Source organism: Acidovorax sp. Root217, assembly GCF_001428645.1.
Lineage (GTDB): Bacteria > Pseudomonadota > Gammaproteobacteria > Burkholderiales > Burkholderiaceae_C > Acidovorax.
The window spans coordinates 27042-38623 of record NZ_LMIH01000020.1; the positions used below are offsets into that span (position 1 = coordinate 27042).

Consider the following 11582-nt stretch of genomic DNA (forward strand, 5'->3'; position numbering starts at 1 on the left):
AACTGTTCCAGTATTGGAAACAATGCCGAAGGAACTTTGAAGGGTTTACCCGAGCCTCAGTGGAACGAGCGGGCGCTTCCCGGGTCTGGGTACATGAAAACCCGTAGCGAAAATCGGGACGATGGTGGGGGTCGAGCAGAGGCTGTCCACGGCGGTTCCATGCCGGTCCATCCGCTGCGGCAGCGGACCGCGCACAATAGGCGCACGCCCACAATCCCCTTTTTTGCCCATGCCACGTGCACGACCCACCGCAGCCACCCAGGGCGGTTCTTCGGACGAGACCGAAGCCGCTTTTTACGACGCACTCCAGCGGGGCGACATCGAACTGCTGATGTCGTGCTGGGCGGATGAAGAGGACATCGTCTGCGTGCACCCGGGTGGCCCCCGGCTCGTAGGGGCGGGCGCCATCCGCACGGCGTTCGAGGCCATGTTTGCCAACGGCACGGTGCGTGCCCGGCCGACGCAGGTGCGCCGCGTGCAGGCGCTGTCCAGCGCCGTGCACAGCGTGGCCGAGCATGTGGAGGTGATGTTGCCCGACGGCATGCACCGCGCCATCGTGATTGCCACCAACGTGTACCACAAGACCCCGCAGGGCTGGCGCCTGGTGGTGCACCACGCCAGCGCGGGCGTGGTGGAGGACGTACAGGCCATGCAGGCGCAGCAGCCGGTGCTGCATTGACGCTGCACTCTATGCACTCCCTGCAATACACGGCGCCACGGTGGCTGCCCGGCGGGCAACTGCAGACCATCTGGCCCGCGCTGTACTCGCGCCGTGCCTTCGGCGCATCACCGCGGTACCGGCGCGAGCGCTGGGCCACGCCCGATGGCGATTTCGTGGATGTGGACTTCCTGGACGATGGGGTGGCACCGGGCACGAAGCGCCCGCTGCTGGTGGTGTTCCACGGCCTGGAAGGCTCCTCGCGCAGCCACTACAGCGAGGCCTTTGCCGACCTTGCGCGCGAGCGCGGCTGGGCCTGCGCGTTGCCGCATTTCCGTGGCTGCAGCGGCGAGATCAACCGGGCCCCGCGCGCCTACCACTCGGGTGACCATGCCGAGATCGGCTGGATGCTGCAGCGCCTGCGTGCTGGCCACAAAGGCCCGCTGATGGCGGCAGGCGTGTCGCTCGGGGGCAATGCGCTCCTGCGCTGGGCCGCCGAGGTGGGCGAGGAGGCCGGCCGCAGTGCCGATGCCGTGGCGGCGGTGTGCTCGCCCATCGACCTGGCCGCCGGTGGGCATGCCATCGGGCGTGGCTTCAATCGGCAGGTCTACACCCGCATGTTCATGCGCAGTCTGGTCCCCAAGGCCTTGCAGAAGCTGGCCCAGCACCCGGGCCTGTTCGACCGCCAGGCCCTGCTGGCGGCGCGCGACCTGTATGAATTCGACAACGTCTTCACCGCGCCGGTGCATGGCTTTCGCAACACCGAGGACTACTGGCTGCGGGCTTCGGCCAAGCCGCTGCTGCACCGCATCCGCATCCCGGCCCTGGTGGTGAATGCGCGCAACGACCCCTTCGTTCCGGCCAGCAGCCTGCCCAGTGTGAGCGAGGTGGGCCCGTGCGTCACCCTCTGGCAGCCCGCGCATGGCGGCCACGTGGGCTTTGCCAAGGGACGCCTGCCCGGCCATGTGCGCGCCATGCCGGACACCGTGGGCGCCTGGCTCGCGGCGCAGGCTGACACGGAAGATCCTGGCGCGGGGGCACAATCGCGGCATGGATGACATCGTCAAACAGGCCTTGGCCAAATGGCCCAACGTGCCCGACTGCTACGGCTGGCTGGGGCTGGATGCGCGCGGGCGCTGGTACATGCGCGACGACAGGACGCAGGCCGCCGGCCCGTTTCCACAGGCCAAGGGCTCGCTGCTGCAGCACGAAAAGCTGATCGACTTCATCCACCGCAACTACGAAGCCGACGAAGCCGGGCAGTGGTTCTTCCAGAACGGGCCGCAGCGCGTGTATGTCGAGCTCGAAGCCACACCGCTGGTCTGGCGCCTGGCCATCGATGGATCGGTGACCTCCCACACCGGCAAGCCCACGACCGTGGAGCAATGCCTGCTCGATGCGCAAGGCCGTGTCTACCTGGCCACGCCCCTGGGCCTGGGCCTCGTGCACACCCTGGATGTGGGCCTGGCCGCCGACGCGGTGGAGCAGGGGCGCTGGACGCCGGTGGAGGTGCAGGCCGAGGAACTGCCTGCCCGCTATGGCTTCGTGCCCAGCCCGGCAGCTCGGCACGCCACCGCTGCCTGATTTCCCACAAAAAAGCCGACCTCGCAGGGTCGGCTTTTGCTTGGCGCGCGCAGTTCGCTTATTGCGATGCGCCAGACGCTGGCACCATTGCGGCCGATGCTCCGTCACCTGCGGCGGAAGCCGCCGCCGCGGGGGCTGCAGGCTCTTGGAACTTGGCACCACCGGCATTGGCCATGAAGGCCGCGGCGCGCGCGATCTCGGTGTCGCTGAAATCGCCACCGCCTTGCGGCGCCATGGCACCCTTGCCTTTGAGCGCCGAATTCACCAGAGCGTCCAGGCCTGCAACGATGCGAGGGCCCCAGGCGGCGGCATCGCCAAACTTCGGTGCCCCTGCTGCCCCCGTGGCGTGGCAGGCGGCGCATTGGGCCTTGTAGACCGCTTCGCCATTGGCCAGCGGCCGGTTGGCGTCGCGCACTTCGACCATGCCTACCTTCTGGATGCGCGCGGCGGTCGCCTTCTGTGTGTCTACCGCGCCGGCCGCCGGCTTGTTCTCCGAGGTGACGTACAGGACGAGGCCGATGATGGCAAAAATCGGAATCACAAACGAGGCAAGTACCGCGATCAGCAACTGCTTGGGGTTCTTGATCGGGCCGGTATGGGCTTCTTCGTGGTGGGTGTCGCTCATGACTTCCTCGGGTTTATCGTGGGGCTTTGATGCAATCAACCTTCAATTATATCTGCCGGGGCCCCCGGGCCCTGAAGCGCGCGCGACGTGCGTGTTGAAAGGCACAGAAAACATTTCCGGGCGGCCCACTGCAGCAGGCAGTGGCCGCCCGAAAGCGCTCAGGAGCCTGCCGTCACAGGGGCGGCCGGCTCGACCGCACCACCGCCGCCCAGGGCCTTGTATAGCAGCACCTGGTTCTGCAACTGGGCCAGTCGCACCTGCACCACACCCTGCTGAGTGGCGAACAGGGAGCGCTCGGCATCCAGCAGGTCCAGGTAGCTGGAGACGCCGTTGCGGTAGCGCAGGTCGGCCAGGCGCAGGCGCGCTTCCTCGGCCTCGGCCTGGCGCTGCTGGGCGTCGGACTGCTCGGCCAGGGTGGACTGGCCGGCCAGCGCGTCGGACACTTCGCGGAACGCCGTCTGGATGGCCTTCTCGTACTGCGCCATGGCAATGCTGCGCGAGGCCTGCGAACTCTGCAGGTTGGCCTGGTTGCGGCCCGCGTCGAAGATCGGCAGCAGCAGCGACGGCGCGAGGGTGAAACCCCAGGAGCCGCTCTTGAACAGGCCCGAGAGCTCGCCGCTGGCCGTGCCGGCCTGCGCCGTCAGCGAGATGCGGGGGAAGAACGCAGCGCGCGCAGCGCCGATGTTGGCGTTGGCCGCGATCAGTTGCTGTTCGGCCTGGCGGATGTCGGGGCGCTGCGTGAGCAGCTCCGACGGCAGGCCGGCAGGCAGGGCGGCCATGGCCGGCGCATTGGCCAGCGTGCTGCCCGCCAGGCTGGCCAGCACGTCGGCCGGCACCGGCTGGCCCAGCAGCAGGGCCAGCGCGTTTTCGTCCAGCGCACGCTGGCGCTGCTGTTGTGCCAGGGTGGCGCGCGCGGCCTGCGTCAGCGATTCCGCCTGGCGGAAATCGAGTTCCGAGGCCACGCCAGCATCCAGGCGCAGGCGCGTAAGGCGCACCGATTCCTCGCGCGAGGTCAGGGTGCGGCGTGAGAGCTTGAGCAACTCTTCGTCGGCCAGCAGTGTGAGCCAGCCATTGGCCACGGCAGCCACCAGGCTGACCTGGGCGGCGTTGCGGCCTTCCTCGCTGGCCAGGTACTGCGCCAGCGCCTGCTCCTTGAGGCTGGCGATGCGCCCGAAGAAGTCGATCTCCCAGGCCGAGAGGGCCAGTCCCACGCTGAACGAGTTGGTCAGGTCGCCATTGGAGGCCGAGGGCCCCCGGCTGGCGTTGACACCCAGGCCCACGCTGGGGAACTGGTCGGCCCGGCGGATCTGGAACTGTGCACGCGCCTGCTCGATGTTGAGCGCGGCCACGCGCAGGTCGCGGTTGTTGGCCAGCGCTGCGCCGATCAGGGTCTGCAGGCGCGGGTCGGCGAAGTAGTCCTTCCACGGCACGGCGGCTGCGGTGGCAGCACCGGCAGGCGTGGCCGTGCCCGCCTGGTAGGTGCCGGGCACGGGCGCTGCGGGGCGCTCGTACGTGGGAATGAAAGAGCAGCCGGAGAGCAGCAGCGCCACAGCGGCGGCCACAGCCAGGGGCAGGGGGGTACGTCGATCAGTCATGGGTTCCAACTCCTGCTTCTTGTGCATGGCGCCGATTCATCTCCTGCTGGCGCGCGCTGCCCTTGAACAGGCTGCGCACCACCACGAAGAACACGGGCACGAAGAACACGGCCAGCGCCGTGCCGGTGATCATGCCGCCGAGCACGCCGGTACCGATGGCACGCTGGCTCGCCGAGCCCGCGCCCGAGGCGATGACCAGTGGCACCACGCCCAAGCCGAAGGCGAGGGAGGTCATCACGATGGGCCGAAAGCGCAAGTGGGCTGCGGCCAGTGCCGACTCGATCACGCCCTTGCCCTGGGCCTGCAGGTCCTTGGCGAACTCGATGATCAGGATGGCGTTCTTGGCGGACAAACCGATGATGGTGATCAGCCCCACCTGGAAGTACACGTCGTTCGCGTAGCCGCGCAGCAGGGTGGCCAGCAGCACGCCCAGCACGCCGAGCGGCACGACCAGGATCACGGCCAGCGGGATCGACCAGCTCTCGTACAGTGCGGCCAGGCACAGGAACACCGCCAGGATGGCGAAGCTGTACAGGATCAGCGACTGCGAGCCGGCGAGCTTTTCTTCGCGGGACTGGCCCGTCCACTCGTAGCCAAAGCCTGCGGGCAACTGGGCCGCGAGCATTTCCATCTCGGCCATGGCTGCGCCGGTGCTCATGCCGGGCGCGGGCGAACCCGAGATGCGCGCAGCAGGGTAGCCGTTGTAGCGCACCGTCTGCTGCGCGCCCTTGATCCAGCGGGTGCTGGCAAAGGCCGACAGCGGTACGGGCTTGCCCTGGCTGTTGGTGGCGTTGATCTTGAGCAGATCGTCGGGTTGCATGCGTGCCGGTGCATCGGCCTGCACCACCACGCGCTGCAGACGGCCCTGGTTCGGGAAGTCGTTCACGTAGGTGGAGCCCAGGGCCGTGGACAGGGCCGAGTTGATCGCGTCGAACGGCACGCCCAGTGCGTTGGCCTTGTCGCGGTCGATATCGATCTGCAGCTGCGGCGCGTCTTCGAGGCCGTCGGGGCGCACCTGGGTGATCACCTTGCTCTGCGATGCCATGCCCAGCAACTGGTTGCGGGCGTTGATCAGCGCTTCGTGCCCGGCGCCGCTGCGGTCCTGCAGGCGGAACGAGAAGCCGCTGGCATTGCCCAGCTCGGGAATGGGGGGCGGGCTCAGCGGGTAGATGAAGGCATCGCGGATGCCCATCAGCCCGCCGAAGGCGCGGCCGGCCAGGTCCTGGGCCGACTGGCCGGGGGCGTGGCGTTCCTTCCAGTCCTTCAAGGTCACGAAGGCGAGCGCCGCGTTCTGGCCCTGGCCGGAGAAGCTGAAGCCCAGCACGCCGACCATGCTCTGCACCTCGGGCTGCTTGAGGATGAATTCCTCGACCTGCTGCATCACGGCCAGCGTGCGCTCCTGCGTGGCGCCTGGCGGCAGCTGCACGTTGACGATGATGTTGCCCTGGTCTTCACCTGGCAGGAACGAAGTGGGCAGGCGCATGTAAACGACCGCCACGGCCCCGACGATGGCGGCGTAGATGATCAGGTAGCGCGCGGCCTTTTTCAGGATGCGTGATACCACGCCTTCATAGCCCTTGGCGGTGCGTGAGAAACCGCGGTTGAACCAGCCGAAGAAGCCGCTCTTTTCATGGTGGTGGCCGGCTTCCACCGGCTTGAGCAGTGTGGCGCACAGGGCTGGCGTGAGCGACAGCGCCATGAAAGCCGAGAATGCGATGGAGGTCACCATCACCGCCGAAAACTGTCGGTAAATGTTGCCGGTGGAGCCTGCAAAGAAGGCCAGCGGCACGAACACCGAGATCAGCACTACGGTCACGCCGATGATGGCGCCCGAGATCTGGCGCATGGCCTTGCGGGTGGCTTCCAGCGGCGGCAGGCCTTCCTCGCTCATGATGCGTTCGACGTTTTCCACCACCACGATGGCATCGTCCACCACGATACCGATCACCAGCACCATGCCGAACATGGTCAGCACGTTGATCGAGAAGCCCAGGGCCAGCAGCGTGGCGAACGTGCCCAGCAGGGCGATGGGCACCACGATGGTCGGGATGATGGTGTAGCGCCAGTTCTGCAGGAACAGGAACATCACCAGGAACACCAGGGCCACGGCTTCCAGCAGCGTGATGGCCACCTGGGTGATGGAGATGTCCACGAAGCGCGAGCTGTCGTAGGGAATGCTCCATTCCGTGCCTTCGGGGAAGAAGCGTGCCAGTTCGTCCATCTTCACACGCACGGCCTTGGCGGCCTCCAGCGCATTGCCGCTCGGGGTCAACTGCACACCGATACCGACGGCGGGCTTGCCGTTCAGGCGTGCCGAGGTGGAGTAGGCCTGGCCACCGAGTTCCACACGCGCCACGTCCTTCAGGCGCACGGTGGAGCCGTCGGGGTTGGCGCGCAGCACAATGGCGCCGAATTGCTCGACGCTGGACAGCTGGCCGTTGACCACCACCGTGGCGGCGATGCCCTGGCCGGCCACATTGGGCAGGTCACCGATGGTGCCGCTGGCCACCTGCGCGTTCTGTGCGCGAATGGCGGCCGTGATCTCCGCCGATGACAGGTTGAAGCTGACCATCTTGGCCGGGTCGATCCAGATGCGCATGGAGCGTTCGGTGCCGAACAGCTGGGCCTGGCCGATGCCGGTCAGGCGCTGCAACTCGGGCACGATGTTGCGCGAGGCGTAGTCGCCCAGGGCCACGGTGTCCATCTTCGGGTTGGTCGACGAGAGCATCGTGAACAACAGGAAGTTGGAGCGCGACTTGTCCACGCGCACGCCCTGCTGCGTCACGGCCGAGGGCAGCCGAGGAGAAGCGCGCGAGAGGCGGTTCTGCACGTCCACCTGCGCCAGCTCGGCATTGGTGCCGGGCTGGAAACTCAGCGTGATGCTGCCGGAGCCATCGGCCTGGGCCACGGACTCCATGTAGATCAGGCCGGGTGAGCCGTTCATCTCGCGTTCGATGACGGACAGCACGCTGTCCTCCAGCGTCTGCGCCGATGCGCCGGGGTAGGCGGCGTTGATGACGATCGATGGCGGTGCCACCGGCGGGTACTGCGCGATCGGCAACTGCGTGATCGCCACGCCGCCCATCACCATGATGAACAGCGCGATCACCCACGCGAAGATCGGGCGGTCGATAAAGAACTTGGCCATGGATGCCCCTTATGGCTTCGATGCAGCTGCTGCTGCGGCGGGTGCCGCGTCCGAGGCTGCGGCGGCGGCAGGGGCCGCTGCTGGCGCGGCGCCGGCAGCCTGCCATGGGACGGGTTTCACGGGCGTGCCCGGGGGCAGCATCTGCAGCTTCTGGAAGCCGTCGACCATGACCTTCTCGCCGGCCTTCAGACCATCGAGCACCACCCAGCGGTTGTTCTGCGCAGCGCTGATCTTCACGCTGCGCGGGCTGATCTTGCCGTCGTCGCCGACCACGCTCACCGTGTCACCCTGCTGGGTGCGCGTCACGGCCTGCTGTGGCAGGGTGATGGCATTGCTGGCCTGGGCCTGCTCGATCTGCACGCGCAGGTACAGGCCAGGCAGCAGCTCGCCCTTGGGGTTGGGCGCTTCGGCGCGCAGCGTGACCTGGCCGGTGCTGGCATCGACCGACAGGTCCGAGAACAGCAGCTTGCCGGGGTGTGCGTACGCCGAGCCATCGCTGAGCAGCAGCTTCACGCTGGCCGCTTCGCCGCCCGCGCGCTTGAGCTGGCCGTTTTCCATGGCACGGCGCAGCTGGAACACATCGGTGGCCGACTGGGTGAAGTTCACGTACACCGGATCGATCTGCTGGATGATGGCCAGCGGCGTGGCTTCACCCTGGCCCACCAGCGCGCCTTCGGTCACCAGGGCACGGCCGATGCGCCCGGAGATGGGCGCCGTCACGCTGGCGTAGCCCAGGTTGATGCCCGCCGTGCGTGTGGCGGCGCGGCCGGCCTCCACATCGGCCTGGGCCTGCTTCTGGGTGGCCTCGGCGTTCACGAAATCCTGCTTGCTGATGGCGTTGGCGGCGACCAGTGGGCGGTAGCGTTCCACCGTGGCCGTGGCCTGCGCCAGATTGGCCTCGGCCTTGGCCAGGCTGGCCTTGGCACTGTCGGCGGCCGCCGCGTAGGTGGCCGGGTCGATGCGGAACAGGGGCTGGCCCGCCTTCACGTCGCTGCCTTCGCGGAACTGGCGCTGCAGCAGGATGCCGGCGGCCCGTGCGCGCACCTGGGCAACGCGCGAGGCTTCCACCCGGCCGGGCAGCTCGGTGATCAGGCCCACGTCGCCCGGTGTGGCAACCACCACGCCCACCTCCACGGGGGGCATCTTGGGGGCGCCGCCGGCTGCGGCCGGGGCATCGGCCTTGCCGCACGCGGCGAGAAAGACGGCAACGGCGCACAGGGCGGCCACTGGCAGCATCCGCTGCAGGGCAGGGACGCGCGCAATGCGGGGAGAGGGGTCACGCAGGCGAGGCATGGGAGTCCTTGTGTTGGGCATCAACGGTATGGTCACGGCAGGCACCGCCGACCAGCAATTTGCGTCGGCGACTAAGAGTTTCTACCAATAGATGGACAATTATACATACAACCATGGATGTATAATAGAGGCGGCGTCCACCCCTGGCCGCCCGCGAATTTGCACGGAATGAGAGGCTGTACCCATGGTGCGCAGAACCAAAGAGGACGCGATTGCCACCCGCAACGGCCTGATCGACGCAGCGGAAAAGGTGTTTTACGACAAGGGCGTCTCCCGCGCCTCCTTGAGCGACATTGCCCTGGCCGCCGGCACGACCCGGGGCGCCATCTATTGGCACTTCAAGGACAAGGTCGACCTCTTCAATGCCATGATGGACCGGGTGACGCTGCCGCTGGAGCAGGGCTATGGCGAGTTCGAGGCCAGCGTCTGCCCCGATCCGCTGCAGCGCCTGCGTGCCGTGATGGCCCTGGTGCTGGAGAGCGTGGCCTCGGACGAGCGCACCCGCCGGGTGTTCGAGATCGCCATGCACAAGGTGGAATATGTGGGCGAGCTGGTGGCGGTGCGCGAGCGCCACCTGGCTGCCAGTGATGGGTTCATCCGCCAACTGGCCCGTGATTTCGAGCTGGCGGCCCAGGCCCAGCACGCGGCCATGCCGGTATCGCCGATGGGCGCGGCCATGGGGCTGCACGCGCTGTTCGATGGCCTGATCCAGAACTGGATCCTCTCCAACGGGGTGTTCGATCTCGTCGGCATCGGCCAGGTCTGTACCGATGCCTTCATTTCCGGGCTGGGCCTTCGGCTCGGGGTTCCGGCGCCAGCTGCGGACAGGCCGTGAACGTTGGGTGGGCCCCGCTTGTGCTGGAGGGGGCCTGCTGCATGCGATAATCCAAAGCTACACGCATGCGGCTGTAGCTCAGTGGATAGAGTATTGGCCTCCGAAGCCAAGGGTCGTGGGTTCGATCCCCGCCAGCCGCACCACCATCTTCCGGAATGAACCTGGATGTACACGCGAGCGTGCTCCCTGCACCTGACCGCAGCGCTGCGCAGCGCGCCCATGCTTGCCTTGGTGTGGCTTCGCGTCTTCGGTGCCGGGCCTTGTCGGCCCCTGTTCGTGCCGAGTGCCGCCGGGCCAGGTGCCTGGTGCATTGCCGTGCCGCCACTTTCCATCCATTGCCTTCGTTCCTGATGCCGCCTGCAAAGGCCGCGCCATAGTGCTGATGTCGATGGCTGCGGCACAACCCTGGAACAACATCTTCTCCCCCCATGTCGCATCTGCTATTCAAATGGGTCCTCCGTGAGGACCGTTACGAGTTTTCCGGCCAGGCCCAGACACCACGGGCCCTGCAGGCCGAGGTGGATGCCGAGATCGTGAAGATCTGGGCCTGGGTGCAGCGCCAGAAGCTGCGGCCAGGGCAGTTTGGCTGGGAGGCCACGCGCCGCACCGCGACCAGCAAGGACGAGGTGCTGACCGTGGCCCACGGCGCTGTCGTGGCCGATGGCAGCACGGTGCTTCATCCGCAGGAGACGCGTGTCGTGGTCACGCTGCCCGAGAAAGTGGCGGTGCAGTTCCGCTTCGAGTTCAATGTGGTGGATGACCGCAGATGAGGTAGGCATGCCACGGCGGCAGGGCGCGGCGCTCGCCGGCCTGCCCGGGCATGGGAATGTGCATGTGCATGTGCATCAGGCGGCGGGAGCCTCGGTTTCCGCCAGCACCCGGTCTCCCACCAGATGCCCATGCTGGTCATTGACGGCCTTGAAGTGGTCGATGTCCGGCAGCAGTACCGAGAAGGGATTGCGGTAGCGCTGCCAGCGCATCATCTCTTCGCTGCCGTGCTGCAGGATCGCCCGCCGCGCCAGGGTGCCATCGCCACCCGAGGTCGCTGGCCGGCTCTGTGGCGCTGGCGGCGAGACGAGAGGGCCGTGTGGACCTCGGCGCAGGGGTGGTATTTTTTTGGTGCAGAAAGCCTCAGGCTGGCGCCAGGGCATCCGTGGGTGGCATAGAATCGAAGTCTCGGACAAAAACGCCGGTGCTCTCGCAAGAAGTGCGGCGGAATGTTCGGGATGAAAAGTAGTGTTTGGAATTTTTCGGCTGGCACTTTTGCGAAGTGCAAAAATTCAGTGCTATAATTCGAAATTCTCCGGAGGGGTGCCCGAGTGGCTAAAGGGGGCAGACTGTAAATCTGTTGGCTTACGCCTACACTGGTTCGAATCCAGTCCCCTCCACCAGTAGAAGAAAATGAAAGCAGGTTGCGGCAGGTCCTTCGCGGGGCTGGGGTCGCAGGGCCAGTTGGCAGTGCGGGAGTAGTTCAATGGTAGAACCCTAGCCTTCCAAGCTAATGACGCGGGTTCGATTCCCGTCTCCCGCTCCATTGTTCGGTTTGCTGGTTGGTTGAGAAGTAGAAGTCTTTTGATGCTGCGAAAGCAGTTTCAATTGCCCATGTGGCTCAGTGGTAGAGCACTCCCTTGGTAAGGGAGAGGTCGCGGGTCCGATTCCCGCCATGGGCACCAAAATTCTGGTGCATCCGCTTCAGGTTGTGCCGAAACCTTGTTGTGTAGTTGTAGATTTTTTTCGGAGTCGGAAAAATGGCAAAAGGTAAATTCGAGCGCACGAAGCCTCACGTCAACGTGGGCACGATCGGCCACGTGGACCATGGCAAGACGACCCTGACGGCGGCCATC

11 protein-coding genes and 4 tRNA genes are annotated in these 11582 nt (G+C 66.6%); 10 read left to right on the plus strand and 5 right to left on the minus strand.

Features of this window, described 5'->3' with window-relative positions:
• Window positions 1-229: 229 nt before the first annotated feature.
• Genes ASE31_RS19795 through ASE31_RS19805 form a run of 3 tightly spaced genes read left to right on the plus strand, consistent with a single transcriptional unit; the run spans window position 230 to window position 2242 of the window.
• On the plus strand, window positions 230-679 hold the full coding sequence (locus ASE31_RS19795; RefSeq protein ID WP_057203537.1) for a nuclear transport factor 2 family protein: 450 nt from the start codon (window positions 230-232) through the stop codon (window positions 677-679).
• Window positions 680-690: 11 nt separating this feature from the next.
• Window positions 691-1716 (plus strand): YheT family hydrolase, encoded by a 1026-nt coding sequence (locus ASE31_RS19800; RefSeq protein ID WP_200961136.1) that lies wholly within the window; start codon window positions 691-693, stop codon window positions 1714-1716.
• The gene (locus ASE31_RS19805; protein WP_057203538.1) at window positions 1709-2242 is read left to right on the plus strand and encodes a DUF2946 family protein; all 534 of its coding nucleotides are present in this window, start codon (window positions 1709-1711) and stop codon (window positions 2240-2242) included. The genes ASE31_RS19800 and ASE31_RS19805 overlap by 8 nt, the downstream gene beginning before the upstream one ends.
• Before the next feature lie 58 nt (window positions 2243-2300).
• On the opposite strand, the gene ASE31_RS19810 is transcribed toward ASE31_RS19805, so the two are convergent.
• From ASE31_RS19810 to ASE31_RS19825, 4 genes are all read right to left on the minus strand, one after another.
• The gene (locus ASE31_RS19810; RefSeq protein ID WP_057203539.1) at window positions 2301-2867 is read right to left on the minus strand and encodes a cytochrome c5 family protein; all 567 of its coding nucleotides are present in this window, start codon (window positions 2865-2867) and stop codon (window positions 2301-2303) included.
• A gap of 158 nt (window positions 2868-3025) precedes the next feature.
• Window positions 3026-4462: an efflux transporter outer membrane subunit gene (locus ASE31_RS19815; RefSeq protein WP_057203547.1), complete on the minus strand. Its 1437-nt coding sequence runs from the start codon at window positions 4460-4462 to the stop codon at window positions 3026-3028.
• Window positions 4455-7610: an efflux RND transporter permease subunit gene (locus ASE31_RS19820; protein ID WP_057203540.1), complete on the minus strand. Its 3156-nt coding sequence runs from the start codon at window positions 7608-7610 to the stop codon at window positions 4455-4457. The genes ASE31_RS19815 and ASE31_RS19820 overlap by 8 nt, the downstream gene beginning before the upstream one ends.
• A 9-nt stretch (window positions 7611-7619) precedes the next feature.
• On the minus strand, window positions 7620-8924 hold the full coding sequence (locus ASE31_RS19825; protein WP_057203541.1) for an efflux RND transporter periplasmic adaptor subunit: 1305 nt from the start codon (window positions 8922-8924) through the stop codon (window positions 7620-7622).
• Window positions 8925-9087: 163 nt separating this feature from the next.
• Between ASE31_RS19825 and ASE31_RS19830 the strand changes: the two genes are divergently transcribed.
• The 3 genes from ASE31_RS19830 (at window position 9088) to ASE31_RS19840 (ending at window position 10508) form a co-directional block, all read left to right on the plus strand.
• Entirely contained in the window at window positions 9088-9738 is a 651-nt protein-coding gene (locus ASE31_RS19830) for a TetR family transcriptional regulator (protein WP_057203542.1), read from the plus strand.
• Between the two features lie 67 nt (window positions 9739-9805).
• Window positions 9806-9881: transfer RNA gene (locus ASE31_RS19835), tRNA-Arg, on the plus strand.
• A gap of 285 nt (window positions 9882-10166) precedes the next feature.
• Window positions 10167-10508: a hypothetical protein gene (locus tag ASE31_RS19840; protein WP_057203543.1), complete on the plus strand. Its 342-nt coding sequence runs from the start codon at window positions 10167-10169 to the stop codon at window positions 10506-10508.
• A gap of 75 nt (window positions 10509-10583) precedes the next feature.
• On the opposite strand, the gene ASE31_RS32965 is transcribed toward ASE31_RS19840, so the two are convergent.
• On the minus strand, window positions 10584-10889 hold the full coding sequence (locus ASE31_RS32965; protein ID WP_082604273.1) for a diguanylate cyclase: 306 nt from the start codon (window positions 10887-10889) through the stop codon (window positions 10584-10586).
• A gap of 154 nt (window positions 10890-11043) precedes the next feature.
• On the opposite strand from ASE31_RS32965, the gene ASE31_RS19845 reads away from it, so the two are divergent.
• From ASE31_RS19845 to ASE31_RS31165, 4 genes are all read left to right on the plus strand, one after another.
• Window positions 11044-11129, plus strand: a tRNA-Tyr gene (locus tag ASE31_RS19845).
• Window positions 11130-11198: 69 nt separating this feature from the next.
• Window positions 11199-11272 (plus strand) — tRNA-Gly (locus tag ASE31_RS19850).
• A 64-nt stretch (window positions 11273-11336) separates the two neighbouring features.
• Window positions 11337-11411, plus strand: a tRNA-Thr gene (locus tag ASE31_RS19855).
• A 75-nt stretch (window positions 11412-11486) separates the two neighbouring features.
• Window positions 11487-11582, plus strand: a 96-nt coding sequence (locus ASE31_RS31165; protein ID WP_033470817.1) for a GTP-binding protein, incomplete at its 3' end; no start/stop codon positions are given.

What these genes read in the sequence shown, in the direction of transcription:
- ASE31_RS19795 (WP_057203537.1), top strand. Translation starts at nt 230, where the DNA reads ATGCCACGTGCACGACCCACCGCAGCCACCCAGGGCGGTTCTTCGGAC.
- ASE31_RS19800 (WP_200961136.1), top strand. Translation starts at nt 691, where the DNA reads ATGCACTCCCTGCAATACACGGCGCCACGGTGGCTGCCCGGCGGGCAA.
- ASE31_RS19805 (WP_057203538.1), top strand. Translation starts at nt 1,709, where the DNA reads ATGGATGACATCGTCAAACAGGCCTTGGCCAAATGGCCCAACGTGCCC.
- ASE31_RS19810 (WP_057203539.1), bottom strand. Translation starts at nt 2,867, where the DNA reads ATGAGCGACACCCACCACGAAGAAGCCCATACCGGCCCGATCAAGAAC.
- ASE31_RS19815 (WP_057203547.1), bottom strand. Translation starts at nt 4,462, where the DNA reads ATGACTGATCGACGTACCCCCCTGCCCCTGGCTGTGGCCGCCGCTGTG.
- ASE31_RS19820 (WP_057203540.1), bottom strand. Translation starts at nt 7,610, where the DNA reads ATGGCCAAGTTCTTTATCGACCGCCCGATCTTCGCGTGGGTGATCGCG.
- ASE31_RS19825 (WP_057203541.1), bottom strand. Translation starts at nt 8,924, where the DNA reads ATGCCCAACACAAGGACTCCCATGCCTCGCCTGCGTGACCCCTCTCCC.
- ASE31_RS19830 (WP_057203542.1), top strand. Translation starts at nt 9,088, where the DNA reads ATGGTGCGCAGAACCAAAGAGGACGCGATTGCCACCCGCAACGGCCTG.
- ASE31_RS19840 (WP_057203543.1), top strand. Translation starts at nt 10,167, where the DNA reads ATGTCGCATCTGCTATTCAAATGGGTCCTCCGTGAGGACCGTTACGAG.
- ASE31_RS32965 (WP_082604273.1), bottom strand. Translation starts at nt 10,889, where the DNA reads ATGCCCTGGCGCCAGCCTGAGGCTTTCTGCACCAAAAAAATACCACCC.